We start from the raw sequence: 22,903 nt of genomic DNA on the forward strand, positions 1-22,903 counted from the left end.
GGTTAGGTCAAGGGTGCATATAGTGCAGGCCTTGGAAGTTTTGCCGCAATGCGGCGGTACGGGGGGCGAGTGTTTCGGGCGCGTTCGAGCGCAGGCCTTCAGCGATCAACGCGGCGAGGGCAGGGGCGTGGTTCGGGGTGACTCCGCGGCGCACCAATTCGGGCGTACCAATGCGCAAGCCGTTGAGATCATTAGAGACCTCCGCGATGGGCAGACCGATACCGCAGGCGAGGAAACCGGCTTTGCGCAGAGTTTTCGAGGCGGTCTGACCGCCGCCAAAGCCTGCCGCTTCAATCGCGAATTGATGGCTTTGGGTGCTGCCTTTGTCTGCGGCAAAGATCGGCAGGCCGAGCGCGCTGAGTTCTCGCGCCAAGGCCTGCGCCAGATCGACCATCGCCTGCGTATAGGCCGCGCCAAAGTCGCGCCAATCCAGCAGCGACAGCGCGAGGGCTGCGGATTTGGCGGCGTCAAAATTCGCGGTCATGCCGGGATAGGCGATGTGATCGAGGCGCTCGGCAATCACGGCATCATTGGTGACGATCAGCCCGCCTGCCGGACCGCCAAGCGATTTATAGGTGCTCATCGTCATCAGATGCGCGCCTTGGCTCAGCGGGTTGGCCCAAAGCCCGCCCGCGATGATGCCGCATTGATGGGCGGCGTCAAACAGCACCTTTGCCCCAACCTCATCGGCAATGGCGCGGATTTCAGCGACTGGATGCGGGAACAGATTGAGGCTGCCGCCGACAGTGATCAGCCTGGGTTTAACCTGATGGGCGAGAGCGCGAAGCTGTTGCAGATCAATGGTATAGCCGTCGGCATTGGCCGGGGCGGGATGGGTGATCAGCCCGTAAAGCCCGGCACATCCGGCGGCGTGATGGGTAACATGGCCGCCGATGGTCGCGGGTGGGGCGATGATCACATCGCCGGGTTTGGTTAGCGCCATGAAGCCATATAAGTTGGCCAAAGCACCAGAGCCGACGCGGATTTCGGCATATTTCGCTTGGAAAATCTCAGCGGCGAGTTCGGCGGCGATGACCTCAATCTCCTCGATCGCCTCCAGTCCCATTTCATATTTATCGCCCGGATAGCCCAAGGAGGGACGGCTGCCGAGGCCGCGCGACAGGGCGGCTTCGGCGCGGGGATTCATGATGTTGGTGGCGGGGTTGAGGTTGAAGCAATCGCGGTCGTGGATTTGTGCATTGGCTTGGATCAGCGCTTCAATCCGGTTTGCGACCTGTGCTGATGGCGCGGTGGCGTCACTGGCAAGGCGTTGGATCAGGGCTTCGCAAGCATCAGGAACCCAAGGGCGGCGGGAAAGATGGGGCATGGTGATCTCCTTTTATAGCAGCAGACCAGAGCGGGGGCTTGCGGGCAAATCAGAATTGCAGAAAACTAGGGTTAGAAAAATTATGGTGTGAAAAACTAAGCTTAGAAAAATTGAGGTAATATGGCTGTTGCACCACCCCGCCCGAAAGACTTGGCCCTGTCGGCGTTGCGTGCCTTTGAGGCGGCGGCGCGGCTGGGCAGTTTTGCGCTGGCTGCGGCCGAGTTGGGGGTGACGGCGGGGGCGGTGACTGCGCATGTGAAAGCGCTGGAGGCTGCGTTGGGATCGCCGTTGTTTCAGCGTGCTGGGCGCGGCGTGGTGCTGACGGCGGCAGGGGCGCGGGCGTTGCCCGAGTTCACTTTGGCCTTCGATGCGCTGGGGGCGGCGGTGCAGGTTCTGCGCGCCGAAGCAGCGCCCCGCGTGGTGCATATCGCGACTTTGCCGTCGATTGCGCAACTGTGGCTGTCACCGCGCTTGCCTGCTTTGCGCGCTGCGGCCCCCGAGATTGAAATCTCGATCACCGCGATGGAGGCGCCGCCGAACCTGAAGCGATTGCCCTATGATCTGAGCCTGTTTTACGGCGAGGGCGATGAGATTATCGCGCCGGATGTAATTTTTCCTGTGTGTTCCCCGTCGCTTGCGGCAAAGTTGCAACGGCCCGAGGATTTGGCACTAGTGACCTGCCTGACCGACGCGAGTTGGGCGCAGGATTGGCAAATCTGGGCAGAGGCCGCAATGCCGGGGGCAAATTTCACCCCGCGTGGACCGATGTTTTCGCTCTACGCGCTGGCGGTGGAGGAGGCCGCGGGCGGCGCCGGCGTGCTGATGGCGCATCAGGCCTTGGTCGCTTCGCATCTGGCGGCAGGGGCGTTGGTGGCCCCATTTCAACAGCGGGTGACGCTGCCGGGTGGCTTGCGATTGTGGTCGGCCCGGCCGATGCGGCCGGGCTCTGCGGTGCAGCGCGCCGCGCGGTTTTTGCAGGTGGCAGGCGCGCGGGTTTAGGCGAAAGCGGCCTCCAAAGCCACTTCGACCATCGCGCCGAAGCTGGTTTCGCGCTGGTCGGCGGGCAGGGCTTCGTGGGTCAGGATATGGTCGGAAATCGTCAGCACGGCGAGGGCGCGCCGGTTGTAGCGGGCGGCAAGCATGTAAAGTTCAGCGGCCTCCATCTCAACGCAAAGCGTGCCGTGGCGTTGCAACTGATCCGACAGGTCGGGGCGTTCGTCATAGAAGGTATCGGACGAGAAAATCCCGCCGACATGCACCGGGGTGCCGATTTTCAGTGCGGCTTTATGGGCGGCGGACAGCAGGCCAAAGTCGGCGCAGGGGGCGAAATTCAACTCGCGGAACAGACTTTGCGACGGGCTGCCGCAGGTGCTTGCGGTCTGCGCCAAAACCACATCGCGGACGTTGACATGAGTCTGCAAAGCCCCCGCCGAGCCGATGCGGATCAGGGTTTGTGCGCCATAATCTTTCATCAATTCATTGGCATAGATCGACAGCGACGGCATCCCCATCCCGGAGCCATGGATGGTGACCCGGTGGCCGCGCCATGTGCCAGTATAGCCCAACATGCCGCGCACCTCGTTCACCAAAACCGGGTTTTCAAGGTATTTCTGCGCGGCCCAGCGGGCGCGGTAGGGGTCGCCCGGCAGCAGCACGGTTTCGGCAATCTCGCCGGGTTTGGCCCCGATATGGAAGGTCATTGCATTCTCCGTTTTCGGCGAAGCTATGACGTTTTGCGGGGCAGGGGAAGCCTTAGAGCAGACCCGCCGCAAAGCTGGTTTTGTTCAGGCAAAACTCGGCATCCGAGGGTTTGGCGAGCGCGCCGCGGTCCAGCACCTTGCCGCAGTTTTTGCGGTCTTTGCACTGGCCACAGGTGTAAAGCAGTTCATGGTAGCGATCGTGGTCGGCGCGGACCTGCGCTTCGGTCAGCCCGAAAATCTGCGCCATGGCGATCACGCGATCGGGCACATCTTGCGGCATCCGCGCGAAGGCTTCGACCTGATCGCGAGTCATACCCAGATCGTCCAAGTCGCGTTGGCTCAGCTGTGCGATCTCTTTCAGGTCTTGCCAGCGGTGTTTTAGGGTCTTGATCCGGTCAAACATGTGTGTCTCCTCTGCTGTCCGAGGGGTGCCATGAATTGCCGGGGGCAGATTTGATCTAGCGCAAAGCTTGCGCGGATTGACGAAGTTTCGTCATTCTGCCGCAAGCGTGGTTTTGTCGACCAGACCGACGATATCGAGCATGATGCGGTTCAACTCGAAGTCTTTCGGGGTGTAGACGGCGGCGACGCCCATGGCGCGTAAGGCGCGTGCGTCATCTTCCGGGATGATGCCACCGACGACAAGCGGGACGCCCGACAACCCGGCCTCGCGCATTTTCTGCAAGGTGTCGCGGATCAGGGGAATGTGACTGCCGGAGAGGATCGACAGGCCGATGACATGGGCGTTTTGTTCGACAGCAGCGGCAACGATTTCGACGGGAGTCAGGCGGATGCCTTCGTAATGGATGTCCATGCCGCAATCACGGGCGCGGGCGGCGATTTGCTCGGCGCCGTTGGAATGGCCGTCAAGCCCCGGTTTTCCCACGAGAAACTTCAACGGGCGGCCAAGTTTGGCAGAGAGGGTTTGCACCGCCTCGCGGATTGGCTCCAACCCTTCAGTGCGGTTGGAGGGGCTGCGGGACACGCCGGTCGGCGCGCGGTATTCGCCGAAAGCCGCGCGCACCATCAGGCCCCATTCGCCGGTGGTGGCTCCGGCTTTTGCGGCGGCAATGGAGGCGGGCATGATGTTTGCGCCGGAGGCCGCAGCGGCTCGGAGGGCAGTGAGGGCGGCCTGCACGGCGGTCTCGTCACGGGTTTCGCGCCACGCGGTGAGGCGGGTGATCTGATCGGCCTCGGCCTTGGGATCAGACAGCATGATTGAGCCATCGCCAGCGGTCAGCGGGCTGGGCGTGGTTTCCACCCAAGCGTTGACACCAACCACCGTGGTTTCTTTCGATTCAATCTTGGCAATGCGTTCGGCATTCGCCTCCACCAAGCGGCCCTTCATATAGTCGATGGCAGCGACCGCGCCGCCCATTGCGTCAATCTGCGCCAGTTCGGCCCGCGCGCCTTCCTTCAAAGCCGTGACCTTGCGGTCAATCGCCGGGTTGCCGTCGAACAAGTCGTCATATTCCAGCAGATCGGTCTCGTAGGCGAGGATTTGCTGCATCCGCAAAGACCATTGCTGATCCCAGGGGCGCGGCAAACCCAAAGCCTCATTCCAAGCGGGCAGTTGCACGGCGCGGGCGCGGGCGTTTTTCGACAAAGTCACGGCCAGCATTTCGATCAGGATGCGGTAGACGTTGTTCTCGGGTTGCTGCTCGGTCAGGCCCAAAGAATTGACCTGCACACCGTAGCGGAAGCGGCGGTATTTCGCCTCGGTGATGCCGTAGCGGGTCAGGCAAATCTCATCCCAGAGGTCGACAAAGGCGCGCATCTTGCACAGCTCGGTGACGAAGCGGATGCCGGCATTGACAAAAAACGATATTCTGCCGACCATACTGGGGAAATCATGCGCAGAAACTTTACCTTTTAGATCATCTAGCACGGCACAGGCCGTGGCCAGCGCAAAGGCCAGCTCCTGCTCCGGCGTAGCACCCGCTTCCTGCAAATGGTAGGAACAGATGTTCATCGGGTTCCACTTTGGCAGGTGTTTTTGGGTGTAGGCCGCGACATCGGTGATCATCCGCAGGCTGGGTTTCGGCGGCGCAATATAGGTGCCGCGCGAGAGGTATTCTTTGATGATGTCGTTCTGCACCGTGCCTTGCAGGGCGGCCACATCGGCACCCTGTTCTTCGGCGACGGCGATATACAGCGCCAGCAGCCAAGGCGCTGTGGCGTTGATCGTCATCGACGTATTCATTTGTTCCAAGGGGATATCCTTGAACAGGGCCCGCATGTCGCCCAGATGGTTTACCGGCACGCCAACCTTGCCGACCTCACCGCGCGCCAATTCGTGATCGGAATCGTAGCCGGTTTGGGTTGGCAGATCGAAGGCGACCGAAAGCCCGGTCTGCCCCTTGGCGAGATTGCTGCGATAGAGCGCGTTCGAGGCGGCGGCGGTGGAATGGCCAGCATAGGTGCGGAACAACCACGGGGTTTCTTTGCGCGCCATCTCGGCCTCCTGAATCGCATCGGCAATATTCTTGCGTCAGTGCAGCACTAAGCGCAATTTCACGCAAGTGTCAATTCGCTGCGTTGCGGCGAAGGCTTGGGAATTTCGCGTGACCAAGAACATGACAGCCCTTGTCATTGGAAAACGTCCCGCAGTTGCGGCACATCTAAGCCCAGCCAACCTGAACCCAGAGGATACCATGCTGAACACCTCCCTGCGCCTGAGCCTTGCTGCCCTCGCCTTGACTGCCACCACCTTGCAAGCCGCCGCCTATGACCGGACGGTGCGGATTCACAACGACACCGGGCTGACGCTGGTGCGCTTTCAATCGACCAATTCGGGGGCCTCGCGCTGGGGCAGCGATGTGATGGGGTCTGCGACGCTGGCGAACGGGGCCTCGATGAAGCTGCATTTCGACAATGCGCAGGGCTATTGCGAGTTTGATTTCAAGGCGGTGTTTGCCGATGGCACCGTGCTGCAAAAGGCCCGCGTCAATGTCTGCGAGACCGGGGATTACTATTACACCGAATGAATTTACCCGATCTGGCGGCATTTGAGCCAAATTTGACTTTGAAAGACGGCGCTTTTCAAGACGGCGACGGGCTGCCAGTATTGCGGCATGACAGAACCCGTCGCCGTGCCTTTTTGGCTGCTGCTGCTGATCCTTGCTTTTGCGGCGATCACTTTTGCCTCGCATTTCCTGTTTCCCTCGGTGCGCTGGTTTTTTCGCAAACGCGCCGAGAAGGCGCTATCGCGGCTGAACCGCCGCTTGGACCGCCCGATTGAGTTTTTCAAACTGGCGCGCAGGCAGGACATGATCGTGCGATTGTCCTATGATCCGCGTGTGCTAGAGGCTGTGGCCGATCATGCAGCGGAAACCGGGGTGCCGGGGTCGGTGGCGTTTGAAGAAGCCCGCCGTTACGCGCGCGAGATCGTGCCGGGGTTTTCGGCGACGCTGTATTTCGGTGTGGCGATCCGGCTGGCGCGTTGGCTGTCGCGGTTGGCGTATCGGGTGCGGATTGGCAAGGTGGACGCGGCTTTGGCGCATATCGACCCGAAGGCCACGGTGATTTTCGTGATGAATCATCGCTCTAACATGGATTATGTGCTGATCACCTGGCTGGTGGCGAACCGCTCGGCGATTTCTTATGCGGTGGGGGAATGGGCGCGGATATGGCCTCTGAGCGCGCTGATCCGCTCGATGGGGGCGTATTTCATCCGGCGCGGCAGCCGCAACACGCTCTATCGCAGGGTGCTCGCGCGCTATGTGCAGATGGCGACGGCAGAGGGCACGACGCAGGCGATTTTCCCGGAGGGCGGGCTAAGCTTGGATGGTCGGGTGGGGGCGGCGAAGATGGGGCTGCTCAGCTACATCGTCTCGGCCTACGAGCCCGGCGGGCGTGACGTGGTGTTTGTGCCGGTGGGACTGGCCTATGATCGGGTGCTTGAGGATCGGATTTTGACCAGTGCGGCGGAGGCAGGCACACGCAGGTTTCGCGGCAAGCCCTTGGCGATCATCGGGTTTTTGCTGCACAATCTGTGGCGCAAGTTCCGCGGTCGCTTCAAGGGGTTCGGCACCACAGCGGCTGGCTTTGGCCCGCCCGTGTCTCTGCGCGCCTTTCTGGCCGAGGCACCGAATCGGCCGACCGAGGAGTTGGGGGCCTACCTGATGTCGGAAATCACCAAGGTGGTGCCGGTGCTGCCGGTGCCTTTGGTGGCGGCGGCACTGTTGGGAAAACCTACAGATCGGGCGGCACTGAGCGCCGCAGTGACCGCGTTGCAGGCGCGGCTCTCAGCGCAAGGGGCTGTGCAAAAGCTGCCGCCGCAGGGGCTGGAGGCCAGCTTGAACGAGGGCCTCATGCCGCTGATCAACCGGGGTTTGATCGACGCCAATCTGCAAATCACCCAAGGCTCTGCCGCGCTGATCGCCTTTTACGCCGCCCCGGTGGTGCAGCGATTGGAGGCCTAATCGTAGAATTGCCGCAACGCGGCGGACATAAAATTACAAAATATCCATCAAGACTATTGCAAAGTTGCGCAATGGCCCGCTATCAATGCCGCAACCCGCCCCGATTCTGCGGCGCGGCATTTGTTGGAGGCAAGCATGGCGTTGGATATCAGCACGGCAATCACCCCCTATGAGGCTCCGGTCAAGGATCTCTATGAGATTGGTGAAATGCCCCCTTTGGGTCATGTTCCGGCGAAAATGTATGCCTGGTCGATCCGGCAGGCGCGGCATGGCGAGCCGGATACCGCGATGCAGGTTGAGGTGGTCGACACTTGGAAGCTCGACAGCCAAGACGTGCTGGTCTTGGTGATGGCGGCGGGGGTCAATTACAACGGCGTTTGGGCGGCGTTGGGCGTGCCGATCAGCCCGTTCGATGGCCATAAACAGCCGTTCCACATCGCAGGCTCGGATGCTTCGGGCATCGTCTGGGCGGTGGGCGATAAGGTGAAACGCTGGAAGGTCGGCGATGAGGTCGTGGTGCATTGCAACCAAGACGACGGCGATGACGAGGAATGCAACGGCGGCGATCCGATGTTCTCGCCCAGCCAGCGCATCTGGGGTTATGAGACGCCGGATGGGAGTTTTGCGCAGTTCACCCGGGTACAAGCGCAGCAGTTGATGCCACGTCCCAAGCATCTGACTTGGGAGGAATCGGCCTGCTACACCCTGACTTTGGCGACCGCCTACCGGATGTTGTTCGGGCATGAACCGCATGATCTGAAACCGGGGCAGAATGTGCTGGTCTGGGGGGCTTCGGGCGGGCTTGGCTCTTACGCGATCCAACTGATCAACACGGCGGGCGCGAATGCGATCGGGGTGATCTCGGAAGAAGACAAGCGCGCGTTTGTCATGGGGTTGGGCGCTAAGGGTGTGATCAACCGCAAGGATTTCAAATGCTGGGGGCAACTGCCGACGGTCAATACGCCGGAATATAACGACTGGTTGAAGGAAGCCCGGCGTTTTGGCAAGGCGATCTGGGACATCACCGGCAAAGGTGTCAGCGTCGATATGGTGTTTGAACATCCGGGCGAGGCGACCTTCCCGGTGTCCTCATTGGTGTGCAAAAAGGGTGGCATGGTGGTGATCTGCGCGGGAACCTCGGGTTTCAACTGCACCTTTGATGTCCGCTATATGTGGATGCATCAAAAGCGCCTGCAAGGTAGCCATTTTGCGCATCTGAAACAGGCGGCGGCGGCGAACAAGCTGATGATTGAGCGGCGGCTTGACCCCTGCATGTCCGAGGTTTTCCCTTGGGCAGAAATCCCGGCGGCGCATATGCTGATGCGCACCAACAAGCACAAACCCGGCAACATGGCGGTGCTGGTGCAAGCGCCGCGCACGGGACTGCGGACCTTTGAAGACACGCTAGACGCCAGCCTGAATCGCTGAAAGGGCTTTCCGCCGCATCACCCCCGAGGATATTTGAGCCAATGCGAACCTCTGACAATTTCACATTGGCCTAAATATTCCGGGGGGAGCGTCAGCTGGGGGGCTGGCCTCCCTCGCGATCTCCGGTCGCGCTCGTTTGCAAAGCCCCTCCCCGGCAGCGCTGTTTTAAGGGGCTCGATGCCCCGCGAAACGGCCCTTGGGTTCAGGTCTGGCCCTTGCACGCAACCTCGCTTATGGTCGCGCCATGACCGAACTTGCCCCCGTGAAGCTGACCTTTTCCGACGATCAGGCCGAAGCCTATGACCGCGTTTCGGCGGAATTGTTCAGCATGGGCATTGATCTGGACAATGGTGGGCTAGAGCCTCGGCCAGAGGATAAGTCTTCCGTTCTAGCGGTGGTCGGCAAGGCGGGCTCGGGCAAGACCATGCTGCTCGCCAGTCTTTACAAGGCTTTGGTGGCGGCGGGGGTTGATCTGGTCTCGGGTGATTACGAGCCGAAAAAGCGCAAAGAACGCCGCAGCTTGGCGATTTTAGCGCCGACCAACAAGGCCGCGTCGGTGTTGCGGATGCGCGGCGTGCCTGCGACGACGATCCACCGGATTCTCTACACGCCGGTCTATGATCCGCAGTATGAGAAAATCGCTGAATGGCTGACCGGGCAGGGCCCGCGCCCCGTTGTCGAAGGGCTGACCGAACTGGCGCTCGACCGCGCCCATGCGTTCTACCAGAATGTTGCCTCGATTCCCGGGGCGCTGGCGGCGGCGGGGTTGCGGGGTTCGGATTTTATCAAGGGCTGGAAGCGGCGCGAGGAACCCCTCGACATCGGCTTCGTCGATGAATCCTCGATGCTGGATGAACGCGCGCTGGCCGATTTGCGCGAGATTTTCTCAACTTTGGTGCTGTTCGGCGATCCGGCGCAGTTGGCCCCGGTGGGGCTGTCGGGCGAGATGGTGTTTGACCGCCTGGGCGAGGGCCGCAAGCTGGTGCTTTCCCGCATCCACCGTCAGGCGCAGGACAATCCGATTTTGGATTTGGCGCATGCTTTGGGCGACCCAAATCTGGGGTTCGATGAGTTTGAGCGGATGGTGGAGGCAGCCTCTAAGAAGGATGAGCGGGTGGTCTGGGCGGAACGGGTCGATGCCGACCTGATGGCGCGCAGCCCGGTTTTGGTCTGGCGCAATGCGACGCGAATACGGCTGATTACGGCGTTTCGGGCGGCGCATGGCGCGCCGGATGATCAGTTGTTGCCGGGGGAGCCGTTGATTTGTGATGGCATTGAACTTCCCTTGAAGCACCGCAAGAAGCGGATTGATCTGGAAGCGCGCGGGCTGATCAAGGGCGCGCAGGTGATCTATCTCGGGCCGGGGAACCGGCCGGGGTTTGCGAAGATCCATGTGGTGGGGGCGGAAGACCCGCAGGTCTCTGCCGCCTCAATCATCAAGATTGAGCGCCCGGATGAGGATGAGCCGTTCATCGCGTCCGCGGCGACGATGGGGGCGGCGTTTCTGCATGGGGCGGCGGTGACGATCCATAAGGCGCAAGGCAGCCAGTGGGAGACGGTGCAGGTGTTCGCGCCGGATTTGTATGCGGCGGCGGCGGCGGGGCGGTCGGAGGCGGGGGTGCCGCTGTGGAAACGGCTGGCTTATGTGGCGATCACACGGGCGCAGCATCGCTTAATGTGGGTGGTGCGCAACAGGCTGGCGCGGCCTTTGCAGGGGTTGACGGTCGAGGATTTGCGGCCTGCTTCGGTGCCGCTGACGCTGACCGGGCAGGGGGATGACTAGACTCTGGCGGGGCTTTCGCGGAAGGTGGGGGAAACTTGTGAGGCATCATGATCTGCGTGTTCGTTCAATTTCGCTGCACCCCCGGGAAGACCTATGAGGTCGCCACCGCGATTTATGATCGCGAGGTGGTTTCTGAGTTATATTCCACCTCGGGCGAGTATGATTTGATCGCGAAAATCTATATCCCGGAGGATGCCGATGTTGGGCATTATCTGTCGGAAAAGCTTTTTGATATTCCGGGGATTGTGCGGACTTTGACGACGATGACGTTTAAGGCGTTTTAGGCCGAAGCCGTTTGGCCACGCGTGGACACGGGTGCGATTTTAGCAAAATCAAAGGCTTGGCATAGCCTTGTTCATCTGGCGTTAACCTTCAAACATCACCGCGAGTTTGTTGCCAGAGGGGTCGCGCAGGTAGGCTGCATACCATGTTGGGCTGTAAATTTCGCGGATGCCGGGGGCGCCTTCGTCTTTTGCGCCAAGGGCGATGGCTGCGGCGTGGAAGGCATCGACCTCGGCGCGATTGCGGGCGGGCAGGCAGAGCATTTGGCCGTTGCCGGGGGTGGCGGGTTCACCGTTGAACGGCGGACAGACCCAGAATTTGAAGCCTTCGCCTTTGCCGCCTTCTGAGTAACATTTCCAGCCACCGGGAAAATCGGCATGGGCGAACCAGCCGATGGTTTTCAGCACGGCATCGTAGAAGGCGTGCGATTGCGCGGGGTCATTTGCGCCAAGCGTGATGTAGGCGGGCATGGGGGGAGCCTCCGGCGGGGATATTTGGGCCAATGTGAAATTGCTGGTGTTGGGAGTGGGTGAGACGGGGGAGCGCGCCGGGCGGGAGTATTTAGGCCAAGGTGAAATTACTGGCTTTGCGAGGGGTGGAGCTGTCGGAAGCCTCCGGCGGGAGTATTTCAGAAAGAGCAAATGCTTTTGGGCTCGCGCCTTTTGAAAACGGTGCTAGCGCAGGATCGGGGGGCCGTCTTGAGTAGCGGCTTGGACGAAGGCGGTGATCTTGGTCGGGTCTTTGATGCCGTGGCTGGATTCCACGCCTGAGGAGACATCGACTTGGCGGGCGTTGGTCAACCGGATCGCCTCGGCGACGTTATCGGGGGTGAGACCGCCTGCCAGCATCCAGGGTTTCAGCCAGCGGCGTTGGGCGACCAGTCTCCAGTCGAAACTTAGGCCATTGCCGCCGGGGAGGGCGGAATTCTTGGGTGGTTTGGCATCGACCAGAATTTGGTCGGCGGCGAGCGAGTATTCCAGCAGGACGGCGAGATCGCCCTCATCGGCAACGCCAATGGCTTTCATCACCGGCAGGCCGTAGCGAGCGCGGATTTCGGCGACACGTTCTGGGGACTCATGGCCGTGAAGTTGCAGCATATCCAAGGGCATCGCCTCGGTGATCGCATCGAGCAGGGCATCGTCGGCATTGACCACAAGGGCGACTTTGGCCAGACCCACGGGGGCGGCGAGGGTGAGTTCTCGGGCTTGCGGGATGGTCAGGTGGCGCGGGCTTTTGGGGAAGAACACAAAGCCTGCGTAGGCGGCTTTGGTCGCGGCCACGGCGGCCACGTCGTCTAGGGTGCGCAGACCGCAGATTTTGACGCGAATGTCAGGCATGGTGGACTTTGGGCATTTACTTGGCCTTAGGGCGGTCGAGCAGAGCGATGATGTCGTCTTGCGGCAGCGAGGTGGCGTCGCGCATGGTGGCGAGTTCACGCTCGAGCCGGCTGACTTCGCGGGTTTTGGTCGAGGCGGTGGCGCGGTGCTTATGCTCGCGCGCCCATTCCCACAGGAAACCCACCAGCACACCAATCACGATGCCGCCGAACAGCACCACGAACACCGGCAGTTCCATCTGCCATGTCAGACCGAGGAAGGCGGCAAAGTCATCGGGCATGGCTTTCAGCAAAACCGGGGTGCGGTTTGCCAAAGCCACGATCAGCAGGGCCAAGCCAACGGCCGCCAAAGTCAGATAGCGCAGGTAACGAAACATCGGACCGCCTTTTCGCTGGTTCTGCCGCTATATTGCGGCAGAAGCGCCGGGGTGCAATGCGGCTTATTTGGCGTTGAGCCGATCGCGCAGCAGTTTGCCGGTTTTGAAGAACGGAACCTTCTTATCCTCGACGCTGACAGCCTCACCGGTGCGGGGGTTGCGGCCAACGCGGGCATCGCGGGCCTTCACCGAGAACGCGCCGAAGCCGCGCAGTTCGACCCGGTCGCCTTTGGCGAGGGCTTCGATGATTTCCTCAAACACCGTGTTGACGATGCGTTCAACATGACGCTGCGTCAGGTGCGGATTTTCATCCGCGATTTTTTGGATCAGTTCAGACCGGATCATCCGCGATATCCCCCTAGTGGTGCCGCGCCCCTTGATGGGATTCTCGGCCGTGCCAACCTGTTACGCATTGGACTATAGGCATAATTTCCAAAGGCACAAACAAAATTGCAAGCTAAAGCTGCCAAAGCAAAGGACCCCGTGTTGCCACGGGGTCCCTTTTCACCAACCGTTAAGGTCAGATCAGTTCTTGTCGCCCTTCAGAGCGGCACCGAGGATGTCGCCCAAGCTGGCGCCCGAATCGGACGAACCATACTGCTCGACAGCTTCTTTCTCTTCAGCGATCTCACGCGCTTTGATCGACAGACCCATGCGGCGGGTCTTCGGATCAATGTTGGTGACGCGCACGTCGATCTTGTCGCCAACGCTGAAACGCTCAGGGCGTTGGTCAGCGCGTTCCCGCGACAGGTCCGAACGGCGGATGAAGGATTTCGCGCCGTTGTATTCAACCTCAACGCCGCCTTCTTCAATCGCGGTCACCACGACGGTGATGATACCGCCACGTTTCACGCCATCAACCGCATCAGTGAAGGTGTCTTCGCCCAAGGCTTTGATCGAGAGCGAGATACGCTCTTTTTCAACGTCAACTTCGGTGACCGAAGCGGTGACGGTGTCGCCTTTACGGTAGTTCTGGATCGCGTCTTCGCCGCGCTGATCCCACGACAGGTCAGAGAGGTGAACCATACCGTCGATGTCGTTGTCGAGGCCAACGAACAGACCGAATTCGGTGATGTTCTTGACTTCGCCTTCGATGTTGGTGCCGATCGGATGGGTTTCGGCAAACACTTCCCACGGGTTGCGCTGGGTCTGCTTGAGGCCCAGGGAAACGCGGCGTTTGGTGCTGTCGATTTCCAGAACCATAACTTCCACTTCCTGCGAGGTCGAAACGATCTTGCCGGGGTGGACGTTTTTCTTGGTCCAGGACATTTCCGAGACATGGACGAGGCCTTCAACACCGGCTTCCAGCTCCACGAAGGCGCCGTAATCGGTGATGTTGGTGACGCGGCCTTTGTGCACGGTGCCGATGGCGTAGAGTTTCTCAACGGCATCCCACGGATCGGATTGCAGTTGCTTCATGCCAAGGCTGATGCGGTGGGTGTCTTTGTTGATCTTGATGACTTGCACCTTGATCGTCTCACCAATCGCCAGAATCTCCGACGGATGGTTGACACGACGCCAAGCCATGTCGGTGACGTGCAGCAGGCCGTCAACGCCGCCCAGATCGACGAATGCGCCATATTCGGTGATGTTTTTCACAACGCCGTCAATGGTTTGGCCTTCGGTCAGGTTGCCAATGACTTCAGCACGCTGTTCTGCGCGCGACTCTTCGAGGATGGCGCGACGCGACACCACGATATTGCCACGACGGCGATCCATTTTCAGGATCTGGAACGGCTGCTTCATGCCCATCAGCGGGCCAGCATCGCGCACGGGGCGCACGTCAACTTGGCTGCCCGGCAGGAAGGCGACAGCGCCACCCAGATCCACGGTGAAGCCGCCTTTGACACGGCCAAAGATCGCGCCATCGACGCGGGTCTCGGTCGCATAGGCTTTTTCCAGACGATCCCAAGCTTCTTCGCGGCGGGCTTTCTCGCGCGAGATTTGGGCTTCGCCGCGGGCATTTTCCACGCGGTCGAGGTAGACTTCCACGGTGTCGCCGACGTTGATATTCGGAGCTTCGCCGGGATTCGCGAATTCTTTCAGATCGATGCGGCCTTCCATCTTGTAGCCGACGTCGATGATGGCCTGGCCCGCTTCGATAGCGATAACCTTGCCTTTGACAACCGTTCCCTCTTCGGGGGTGTCAATTTCGAAGCTTTCTTTCAAAAGTGCTTCAAATTCGTCCATAGCTTTGGAGTTCATGTAGTTTGGGTCCTTTTCGTATATGTCACTGGCCATGCGGTTGGCTCCGCCGGTCTTGGCTGCAATAAGGACAGGGCCGTGGCTTGTGCCCGACCCTGCAATCGTTGGCGTCTTTAGGCGGAATGGCGGGATTCTGCAAGCATTATAGGGCGGCGCGCGCGCTGGACCGCCGATAAATCGTCGGATTGGCGCGCGGTGGGATGCCCTACTTCATCGTTGCCAGATAGGCCGCCATATCCTCGGCCCCGCTGGCCATTTTGAAGGCCATTTTGGCGCTCAAAGAAGCATCGCCGGATTCTTCTTTCACCCAAGCGGTCGGGTTGGTGATATAGGCGGCGAGTTTCGCTTCGTCCCAGACATCGCCTTTGGCATTCAGCGCCAGCAGGCCGGTGCCGTATTTGAAATCGGGGAAGCTGCCGATCGGTCGGCCAATCACGCCAAACAGGTTGGGGCCGGTTTTGCCGCCCATTTGCAGCTTGGTGCCGTCCGCCGCGATGATTGAATGGCAGGCTTTGCAGCGGTTGAACAGTTTTTCGCCTTTGCCCGCGTCACCTTCGGCGAGGGCGGGGGTGGCGACCAGCAGGCTGAGAGCGAGAAGGGCTGATTTTGGTGCGGCGGCTTTCATCGGGGCGGGCTCCTTTATAGGGCTGGCAAGCGGGGGCGGTGATTGCACCCGCTTGCCAGAACATAGTGCGCGCGGCGCTGATTCACATCAACTTTTGCAGAGTGCTTCAAACAGCCGCGCCACGGCCTCGGCGCCGGGGTCGATGTGGCCGCTGAGGTTGCCTGCGTTGATATAAGCGGCGCGGCCCGCTTTGGCGGTCAGCATGGTGGCGGTGTGGTTGGCCCCGGTGCGCGCGGCATCTGCGGCGGCTTGCAGGCCATCGTCCAGCGCATCAAGCGCGGGTTGCAGCGCGTCAATCATCGTGCGGTCGCCAAGTTTTGCGCCGCCGATTTGCTGCATCCGATCAAGCCCGGCACGCAGGGCGTCGCGCATGGTCAGGCCACTTGACGCGGCATCGCCCGCAGCGGCGAAGAAGATCGCCAGCAGCACGCCGGAGGAGCCACCCATGGTTTGGCTGAGTTCCAGACCGATGGCGCGGTAAAGTTGGGTGTGATCTGACAGCGGCAGCTGATCGACAGCGTCGATAAGGGCGTGGGCGGCACCTGCAAGGGTCGATCCAGTGTCGCCGTCGCCGGATTTGGCATCCAGCGCGTTCAGGTCAGATTCCAGCGAAATCATGATCTGACAGCATTTGATCAGGAAATCCTTGGTGGGTTGATGGTGCGATGGAATCGGGCGGATCGGGGTGAGACCGTCCGGCAAAGCCCGTGTTTTGACGGCGGTGCAGCGGTGACAGCCGGGCCAGGCGGCGAGGGGCACATGGCAGGTCAGTGCCGCTTCGTCCTCGGGCGTCAGCGGGCACAGCGAGATTGATACCCCGCGCATATCCAGCGAGGTCATCATCGCGGCAGGCCCGATGATGTATTTGATCTGCGCGGCCAGCGGTGCGCGCAAAATCTCGTAGGTCAGCACAGACATTTCCAACACCGAAGCGCCGCCGAGGTTGTTCAACAGGGCGACATAGGGGCCGCTGCCTGCCGCAATCGACAGCTTGTCAATCATCGCGGCCATCGCATGGGCGGCACTGTTGAAATCAACCTGTTCCACGCCCGGCTCGCCGTGGATGCCAAGACCAAGCTCGGCCATACCGGGGGCAATGCGGTTTTCCTTGTGCGAGCCGGGCACGGTGCAGGTATCCAGCGACATGCCGATGGATTTTGTCCCGGCGATCACCCGTTCTGCGGCTTCAGTGACGGCGGATAGGTCGTGACCATGCTCGGCAAGGTGCCCCGCGATTTTATGCACGAACAGGGTGCCCGCAAGGCCGCGCGACTGCGGCAGGTTGGGGAGGGCGATGTCATCATCGACGATCACCATGCTGACCTTCAGGCCAAAGGCGCGGGCGCGTTCGGCGGCGAGACCGAAGTTGAGGCGATCTCCGGTGTAGTTTTTGACGATCAGCAGGCAGCCCGCGGGGCCGGTGACGGCGAGGATGCCTGCCAGCACCGCATCAACCGAAGGGCTGGCGAACACATCGCCACAAACGGCGGCGGTCAGCATACCGGGGCCGACGAAACCCGCGTGCGCAGGCTCGTGGCCGGACCCGCCGCCCGAAACGAGGGCGACGCGGGTTTTATCCCAATCGGCGCGCAGCACGACGCGGATATGCGGGTAGCCATCGAGCCGCAAAAGCCGCCCGCCCGAGGCCATCAGCAAGCCGTCAATCGCCTCGGTCACGATGTTTTCGCGTTTGTTCATGAATTGGGTCATGGCGGGCTCCTTAAATGCGTGTGTCAATTCGAGCGCCTGTGGCGTCGAAATAGAACGGATTTTGCGGTTGGATTTTCAGGATATCACCGCTGCGCAGTTGGGTGTGGGCTTCGGTCACGGTGGTCAGGTCGTGGTTTTTGAACGACAGATGCAGGCGGGTTTGATCGCCCAAGTGCTCGATGCGTTTCACCAGCGCCTCCTGGCCGTCGCCTTGGTGGATGTGCTCGGGGCGCAGGCCGATATGGGTGGCGTTGGCGGGGGCAGGGCCGAAGATATCGGCGGGCAGGATGTTGATATGGGGTTGGCCGAGACGGCCTGCGGCGTAGATGCTGACGGGTAGTTCGTAGATTTCGCGCGGGGTGCCGAATTGCACGAGTTTGCCGTGATCCAGCACGCCAACATGGGTGGCCATCGTCATCGCTTCGATCTGGTCATGGGTGACATAGAGGAAGGTGGCGCCGAGGTTGGACTGGATATTCTTCAGTTCAACGCGAAGATCGGCGCGGAGTTTGGCGTCGAGGCTGCTGAGCGGTTCGTCCATCAGATAGACGGCGGGGTTTCTGACAAGGGCGCGACCGATGGAGACGCGCTGCATCTCGCCACCAGATAGGGCGGTCGCCTTGTTGTCGAGTTTGTGGGAGATTTGCAGGATCTCCGCGACTTCGGCGACTTTGCGGGTGATCTCGCTGCGCGGTGTGCGCAAAAGCGGCGATTTCAGCGGGAATTCCATGTTTTCGCGCACGGTCAGGTGCGGGTACAGCGAGTATTGTTGGAACACCATCGCCACATTGCGCTGGGCGGGGGTGAGGCCTTTGGTGGTCTGGCCGTTGATGAGGATGTCGCCAGAGGTCGGGGTGTCTAGGCCGGAGACGAGGCGCAGGGTGGTGGTTTTGCCTGCCCCGGTTGGGCCGAGGAGGACGACGAATGCGCCGTCGGGGATGGTCATGCTGACGCCGCTGAGGGCGGGCTGGGGGCCGTAGGATTTTGAGACGTTGTTCAGGATCACCTCAGCCATGGGACAGAACCTTTTGATTAGCCTCAGAGATCAGCGCGTGGCCGGTGGGGTCGAACAGAGTGATCGAGCGCGCATCGAAAGCCAGACCCGTGGTGTCGCCGATGGTGGCGGCTTGGGTTGAGGCGATGCGGGCTTTGACCGGGCCGTACGGGGTGTCGAGTGTGATGATCTGGGTGGTGCCGAGGTATTCGGCGGCGCGGATGCGGGCTTTGAGCGGGGCCGCGTCGTCTAGGCGGATGTGCTCGGGGCGCACGCCGAGGGTGAGGGGGCCGCTTGCGCCGCTGATCATCGGCGGGATTTTTATGGCGGCGTCGGAGAGCGTGACTTGGGTGGAGCCGTTGCCGACCATGCCGTCGAAATTCAGCAGGTTCATCGCGGGCGAGCCGATGAAGCGGGCGACGAAGGTGGTGGCGGGCCAGTCGTAGATCTCCTGCGGGCGACCGAATTGCTCGACAACGCCGTGGTTCATCACCACGATTTTGTCGCCCATCTGCATGGCTTCGAGTTGGTCATGCGTGACGTAAACCGTGGTGGCGCGCATCCGGTCGTGCAGGGCACGGAGTTCAAGGGCCATGTGTTCGCGGAATTCGGCGTCGAGTGCTCCGAGGGGTTCGTCCATCAGGAAGCAAGCCGGGTCGCGGACGATGGCGCGGCCAAGGGCGACGCGTTGGCGGTCGCCGCCCGAAAGGCCACCAACGGGTTTTTCGAGGATCGACGTGATGCCGAGGATTTCGGCGACTTCGTTGACTTTGGCGCGGACTTGGTCGCGCTTCATGCCTTGGCTGACGAGGGGGTAAGAGATGTTTTTGCGCACGTTCATATGCGGATAGAGCGCGAACATCTGGAACACGAAGGCAATGTCGCGCTGGCTGACGGGCTTTTGGGACACCTCTGCGCCGTCGATGAAAATCTCGCCTGCGGTGGGCAATTCCAACCCTGCAATCATCCGCAGGGTGGTGGTTTTGCCGCAACCCGAGGGGCCGAGCAGCATGAAAAATTCGCCGTCCTCGATGGTGAAGCTGGAGGATTGCACCGCCGTAAACGCACCGAATTCTTTGCGCAGGCTTTTGATGACGATCTGGGCCATCGGCTACTCCGGGAAATGGCTGGTGATGATGAACATCACCGTGCCGATAAGCGTCACCACGAAAGAATAGGTGAACAAGATCAAGGCGAAGGGCTGCATCAGCATGAAGACGCCAAGGGCGATCAAGATGGTGGCGAGCATCTCCCACGGGCCACGGCGGAAGCGGGTCAGGCCATTGAGAAAGTTTTTCATTTGCGTACTGCCCCGAATGTAATCCCGCGCAGCAGGTGTTTGCGGAGCAGGATGGTGAAGACCATGATCGGCAGCAGGAACAGGGTGGCCCCTGCGGCGACGGCGGGCCAGTCTTTGCCGCCCGCGCCGATGATGGTGGGGATGAAGGGCGGCGCGGTTTGGGCGGTGCCGGAGGTCAAAAGGACCGCGAAGGCGTATTCGTTCCAGGCGAAGATCAGGCAGAAAATCGCGGTGGAGGCGATGCCGGTGGCGGCTTGTGGGAGGACCACTTTGTAGAAGGCTTGGAAGCGGGTGTAGCCGTCGATCAGCGCGGCCTCCTCGTATTCGATGGGGATTTCGTCGATGAAGCCTTTGAGCAGCCAGACCGAAAGCGACAGGTTGACCGCCGTGTAGAGCAGGATCATGCCGAGGTGGGTGTCGGACAGGCCAAGCTGGCGATACATCAGGAAAATCGGGATGGCGACAGCGATGGGGGGCATCATCCTTGTGGAGAGGATGAAGAACAGCAGGTCATCTTTCAGCGGTACCTTGAATCGGCTGAACGCGTAAGCTGCAATGGTGCCAAGGAAAACCGACAGGAAGGTGGAACCGAAACCGATGATGATCGAGTTCAGGAACCTCTCGCCGTAGCGCGAGGCACCCGTGATCACCATGCCGTATTGCCGCACGATGCTGTCATACCAAGTGGAAGGTGGGCCGAGGGCGGCGAGGTCTTCTGGCGTGACGCGGGAGCGCGAGGTGAACAGGTTGACGTAGCCTTCCAGCGACGGCGTGAACAGCACTTTCGGCGGATAAGCGATGGCGTCGGCGGGGGTTTTGAACCCGGTGGCGATGATCCATGCGAGGGGCAGCAGGGTGAGGATGGCGTAGGCTATGACTAAGCCACCGGCGATCCACTTTTGGCGGGATGACGGCTCGGTGATGGAATAGCTCATCTGTCTTTCACCTTGTTCAGGGCTTTGACGTAGATCGAGGCGAGGCCGAAGACGGTGACAAACAGGATCACGGCATAGGCAGAGGCGTATCCGGTGCGCCATTTCTCGAAGGCTTCGCGCTTGAGGTCGATGGAGGTTAGCTGGGTTGTGGCACCGGGGCCGCCGCCTGTCAGTTGCACGACGAGATCGAACATTTTGAAGTTTTCGATGCCGCGGAACAGCACGGCGAGCATCAGGAAGGGCAGGGCCATCGGAAGGGTGATGGTCCAGAATTGCCGCCATTTCGAGGCGCGGTCGCACTCGGCGGCTTCGTAGATGCTTGGCGGGATCGAACGGAGACCAGCGAGGCAGATCAGCATGACGAAGGGCGTCCACATCCAAGTGTCGACGATGATGATGGCCCAAGGTGCGAGGGCGACTTCACCGATCATCGAAAAGCTGGCGGGGTCGGCACCTGTCAGGAAAGCAATGAAATAGTTGAACAATCCGATTTGCGGCTGATAGAGGAAGGTCCAGAAATTGCCGACCACGGCGGGGGACAGCATCATCGGCAGCACGATCAAAGTGGTCCACAGATCATTGCTGCGGAACTTTTTGTTGATCAGATAGGCGAGTGTAAAGCCGATCAGCACTTGCAGGGTGATGGTCCAGACGAGGAAATGCGCGGTGGCTTGCAGGGATGCCCAGGTGTCGGGGTTGGTCAGGATTTTGCGGTAGTTTTCGATGCCGACCCATTCCACCGCGTTGTTCGGGCGGTTGGTGCGGAAGTTGGTGAGCGACAGGCGGATGGTCCAGATCAGCGGGAAGATGTTGACGGCGAGTAGGAGGAAAATGGTGGGGGCGACGAACAGCCACGCGATTGTGCGGTCGGAGAGGCCGCGAATTTGGTGTGCAAGTTTGGGCGGCGTGGCGAGGGCGACGCGCTGGATTGGATCGGGCATGGGATGAGCTTTCCTGAGGGCCGCTTTAAGCATCATGCGCGAGGCTCTGTTGGCCCTCAAGAGCCTCGCGCGGACCTGCCTTTCAGCAGGGTTGGCTTAGTATTTGCCTTCTTCCTCGAAGGTCGCGTGCCAATCGGCGACGAGCCCGTCGAGCGCTTCCTTAGCCGTGCCGTTTCCGGCGACCACATAGCCGTGGAACCACTTTTGCGACGATTGCATCAGGGTGGCGTAGCTGGGTTCGGCCCAGAAATCCTTCACGATTGCCATGCTATCAAGGAAGGTCTGCGCATAGGGCTGGCTGGTGGCGAAACCGGGGTCTTCGACCACGGCGCGGAGCGCAGAATAGCCGCCGAGTTTCCACCATTTCGCCTGCACCTCGGGCTGGGCGAACCATTTGATATAGGTGAGGGCGGCGTCTTGCTTGTCGGAAGCGGCCACCACCGAGATACCCTGACCGCCAAGCTGGGCGAATTTATCGCCGTTCGGGCCGGCTGGGTTGGCGAAATAGCCGGTCTTGTCGCCGCCGACATTGGCATCGGTGTTAAAGCCGGGCCAGGTGAAGGCGAAGTTCATTTGCAGGGCGACTTGGCCGGATTTATAGGCATCGACGCCTTCGCCCATATAGCCGTTGGAAGACCCCGGCGGCACGCAGCAATCGTAGAGCGATTTGTAGAACTCCAGCCCCTTGACGGCGCTTTCCGAGTTCACAAAGCCTTCCATATCATAGGGTTTTTCCGGGTTGTCGTATTTGAAGCCAAAGGAATACAGCACATCCATCACGCCCATGGTGATGCCTTCGGACCCGCGCTCGGTGTAGATTGAGGCGCCGTAAACCTTTTTGCCGTCAACCTCGCGGTTCTGGAAGAATTCGGCGATCTGCTTCAGCTCGTCAAAGGTGGCGGGCGGGGCGAGGTCGTGGCCGTATTTCTCTTTGAACTCGGCTTGCAGTTCGGGCTTGGCGAACCAATCCTTGCGGTAGGTCCAGCCGACCACATCACCGAAAGCGGGTAGCGCCCAGTAGTTCGGCGTGCCTTTGGGCCATTCGGCATAGCCTGTGACGGTGGCGGGGATGAAATCATCCATCTTGATGCCATTGGCGTCGAAGAAATCGTTCAGCTTGATATATTGGCCGTTTTCAGCGGCACCACCGATCCATTGGCTGTCGCCGATCATCAGATCGCAGAGTTTGCCGCCTGAGTTCAGCTCATTCAGCATACGGTCGGCAAAGCTGGTCCACGGCACGAATTCAAAGTGCATGGTGTTGCCGGATTGGGCCTCATATTCCTTCGACAACTCGATCAGGGCGTTGGCGGGGTCCCATGCGGCCCAGCACAGGGTCAGGTCTTCGGCATGTGCGGCGCTCATGGCCATGATGGCGACGGACGCCGTGGAAAGCAGCAGCTTCGCGTTCATTTTATTCCTCCCGGTTGCAGGCCACGGCCTCCTCGCCACGACTCTTTGCTGAGGGAAGGCTAAATGAGGTGCGTGCCTCATGGCAAGTGTTTTTTGAGGTGCGTGCCTCAAATGCATTGCAAG

Annotated in this window: 23 protein-coding genes; 6 read left to right on the top strand and 17 right to left on the bottom strand. The window is 60.6% G+C overall.

The features are described from left to right. Positions 1 to 7 precede the first annotated feature (7 nt). Positions 8 to 1,327, bottom strand: a complete 1,320-nt coding sequence (locus tag AKV04_RS14185; protein ID WP_054007056.1) for a serine hydroxymethyltransferase — start codon at positions 1,325 to 1,327, stop codon at positions 8 to 10. Positions 1,328 to 1,447: 120 nt separating this feature from the next. On the opposite strand from AKV04_RS14185, the gene AKV04_RS14190 reads away from it, so the two are divergent. Beyond that, positions 1,448 to 2,326 (top strand): LysR family transcriptional regulator, encoded by an 879-nt coding sequence (locus AKV04_RS14190; RefSeq protein WP_054007057.1) that lies wholly within the window; start codon positions 1,448 to 1,450, stop codon positions 2,324 to 2,326. On the opposite strand, the gene deoD is transcribed toward AKV04_RS14190, so the two are convergent. From deoD to AKV04_RS14205, 3 genes are all read right to left on the bottom strand, one after another. Next, positions 2,323 to 3,027: a purine-nucleoside phosphorylase gene (deoD, locus tag AKV04_RS14195; protein WP_054007058.1), complete on the bottom strand. Its 705-nt coding sequence runs from the start codon at positions 3,025 to 3,027 to the stop codon at positions 2,323 to 2,325. The two genes, AKV04_RS14190 and deoD, sit on opposite strands and share 4 nt — an antisense overlap. A 52-nt stretch (positions 3,028 to 3,079) precedes the next feature. Next, complete coding sequence (locus tag AKV04_RS14200) at positions 3,080 to 3,430, bottom strand: DUF6455 family protein (protein ID WP_054007059.1); 351 nt, start codon at positions 3,428 to 3,430, stop codon at positions 3,080 to 3,082. A 90-nt stretch (positions 3,431 to 3,520) separates the two neighbouring features. Next, on the bottom strand, positions 3,521 to 5,482 hold the full coding sequence (locus AKV04_RS14205) for a protein meaA (protein ID WP_054007060.1): 1,962 nt from the start codon (positions 5,480 to 5,482) through the stop codon (positions 3,521 to 3,523). A gap of 109 nt (positions 5,483 to 5,591) precedes the next feature. Here AKV04_RS14205 and AKV04_RS14210 point away from each other — a divergent pair, with 109 nt between their 5' ends. The 5 genes from AKV04_RS14210 to AKV04_RS14230 all read left to right on the top strand — a co-directional run bounded on the left by AKV04_RS14210 (position 5,592) and on the right by AKV04_RS14230 (position 10,946). Then, complete coding sequence (locus AKV04_RS14210) at positions 5,592 to 6,014, top strand: hypothetical protein (protein ID WP_156317547.1); 423 nt, start codon at positions 5,592 to 5,594, stop codon at positions 6,012 to 6,014. Positions 6,015 to 6,101: 87 nt separating this feature from the next. Continuing rightward, a complete protein-coding gene (locus AKV04_RS14215) occupies positions 6,102 to 7,451 on the top strand; it encodes a 1-acyl-sn-glycerol-3-phosphate acyltransferase (RefSeq protein ID WP_054007062.1) in 1,350 nt (449 codons plus the stop codon). A 135-nt stretch (positions 7,452 to 7,586) separates the two neighbouring features. After that, positions 7,587 to 8,879 carry a crotonyl-CoA carboxylase/reductase gene (gene ccrA / locus AKV04_RS14220; protein WP_054007063.1) on the top strand — a complete coding sequence of 431 codons (1,293 nt, stop codon included), beginning with the start codon at positions 7,587 to 7,589 and terminating at the stop codon, positions 8,877 to 8,879. 244 nt (positions 8,880 to 9,123) lie between these two features. After that, on the top strand, positions 9,124 to 10,662 hold the full coding sequence (locus tag AKV04_RS14225) for an ATP-dependent DNA helicase (RefSeq protein ID WP_054007064.1): 1,539 nt from the start codon (positions 9,124 to 9,126) through the stop codon (positions 10,660 to 10,662). A 47-nt stretch (positions 10,663 to 10,709) separates the two neighbouring features. After that, positions 10,710 to 10,946: an Lrp/AsnC family transcriptional regulator gene (locus AKV04_RS14230; protein WP_054007065.1), complete on the top strand. Its 237-nt coding sequence runs from the start codon at positions 10,710 to 10,712 to the stop codon at positions 10,944 to 10,946. Positions 10,947 to 11,027: 81 nt separating this feature from the next. Here the strand turns inward: AKV04_RS14230 and AKV04_RS14235 are convergent, their stop codons facing one another. From AKV04_RS14235 to AKV04_RS14300, 13 genes are all read right to left on the bottom strand, one after another. After that, positions 11,028 to 11,414 carry a VOC family protein gene (locus AKV04_RS14235; protein WP_054007066.1) on the bottom strand — a complete coding sequence of 129 codons (387 nt, stop codon included), beginning with the start codon at positions 11,412 to 11,414 and terminating at the stop codon, positions 11,028 to 11,030. Positions 11,415 to 11,618: 204 nt separating this feature from the next. Then, positions 11,619 to 12,281, bottom strand: a complete 663-nt coding sequence (locus AKV04_RS14245) for a phosphoribosylanthranilate isomerase (RefSeq protein ID WP_054007068.1) — start codon at positions 12,279 to 12,281, stop codon at positions 11,619 to 11,621. A 16-nt stretch (positions 12,282 to 12,297) separates the two neighbouring features. Further along, the gene (locus tag AKV04_RS14250) at positions 12,298 to 12,657 is read right to left on the bottom strand and encodes a LapA family protein (RefSeq protein WP_054007069.1); all 360 of its coding nucleotides are present in this window, start codon (positions 12,655 to 12,657) and stop codon (positions 12,298 to 12,300) included. A 63-nt stretch (positions 12,658 to 12,720) separates the two neighbouring features. Beyond that, entirely contained in the window at positions 12,721 to 13,002 is a 282-nt protein-coding gene (ihfB, locus tag AKV04_RS14255) for an integration host factor subunit beta (protein WP_054007070.1), read from the bottom strand. A gap of 180 nt (positions 13,003 to 13,182) precedes the next feature. Beyond that, positions 13,183 to 14,847, bottom strand: coding sequence for a 30S ribosomal protein S1 (gene rpsA, locus AKV04_RS14260; protein ID WP_054007071.1), 1,665 nt, complete (start codon positions 14,845 to 14,847; stop codon positions 13,183 to 13,185). A gap of 220 nt (positions 14,848 to 15,067) precedes the next feature. Continuing rightward, positions 15,068 to 15,487 (bottom strand): c-type cytochrome, encoded by a 420-nt coding sequence (locus AKV04_RS14265; protein WP_054007072.1) that lies wholly within the window; start codon positions 15,485 to 15,487, stop codon positions 15,068 to 15,070. A gap of 87 nt (positions 15,488 to 15,574) precedes the next feature. Continuing rightward, positions 15,575 to 17,197 carry a dihydroxyacetone kinase subunit DhaK gene (locus AKV04_RS14270; RefSeq protein ID WP_054007073.1) on the bottom strand — a complete coding sequence of 541 codons (1,623 nt, stop codon included), beginning with the start codon at positions 17,195 to 17,197 and terminating at the stop codon, positions 15,575 to 15,577. A 10-nt stretch (positions 17,198 to 17,207) separates the two neighbouring features. Beyond that, entirely contained in the window at positions 17,208 to 18,212 is a 1,005-nt protein-coding gene (locus tag AKV04_RS14275) for an ABC transporter ATP-binding protein (RefSeq protein ID WP_054007074.1), read from the bottom strand. Next, positions 18,205 to 19,299, bottom strand: a complete 1,095-nt coding sequence (locus tag AKV04_RS14280; RefSeq protein WP_054007075.1) for an ABC transporter ATP-binding protein — start codon at positions 19,297 to 19,299, stop codon at positions 18,205 to 18,207. The genes AKV04_RS14275 and AKV04_RS14280 overlap by 8 nt, the downstream gene beginning before the upstream one ends. Before the next feature lie 3 nt (positions 19,300 to 19,302). Continuing rightward, positions 19,303 to 19,491 (bottom strand): hypothetical protein, encoded by a 189-nt coding sequence (locus AKV04_RS14285; protein WP_054007076.1) that lies wholly within the window; start codon positions 19,489 to 19,491, stop codon positions 19,303 to 19,305. Then, positions 19,488 to 20,426 carry a carbohydrate ABC transporter permease gene (locus AKV04_RS14290; protein ID WP_054007077.1) on the bottom strand — a complete coding sequence of 313 codons (939 nt, stop codon included), beginning with the start codon at positions 20,424 to 20,426 and terminating at the stop codon, positions 19,488 to 19,490. Before AKV04_RS14290 ends, AKV04_RS14285 begins: the two co-directional genes overlap by 4 nt. Continuing rightward, positions 20,423 to 21,367, bottom strand: a complete 945-nt coding sequence (locus AKV04_RS14295) for a carbohydrate ABC transporter permease (protein WP_054007078.1) — start codon at positions 21,365 to 21,367, stop codon at positions 20,423 to 20,425. The genes AKV04_RS14290 and AKV04_RS14295 overlap by 4 nt, the downstream gene beginning before the upstream one ends. Before the next feature lie 96 nt (positions 21,368 to 21,463). Further along, positions 21,464 to 22,780: an ABC transporter substrate-binding protein gene (locus tag AKV04_RS14300; RefSeq protein WP_054007079.1), complete on the bottom strand. Its 1,317-nt coding sequence runs from the start codon at positions 22,778 to 22,780 to the stop codon at positions 21,464 to 21,466. Between the last annotated feature and the right edge of the window lie 123 nt (positions 22,781 to 22,903).

Origin of the sequence: Cypionkella psychrotolerans (assembly GCF_001294535.1) — a bacterium.
Taxonomy (GTDB): domain Bacteria; phylum Pseudomonadota; class Alphaproteobacteria; order Rhodobacterales; family Rhodobacteraceae; genus Cypionkella; species Cypionkella psychrotolerans.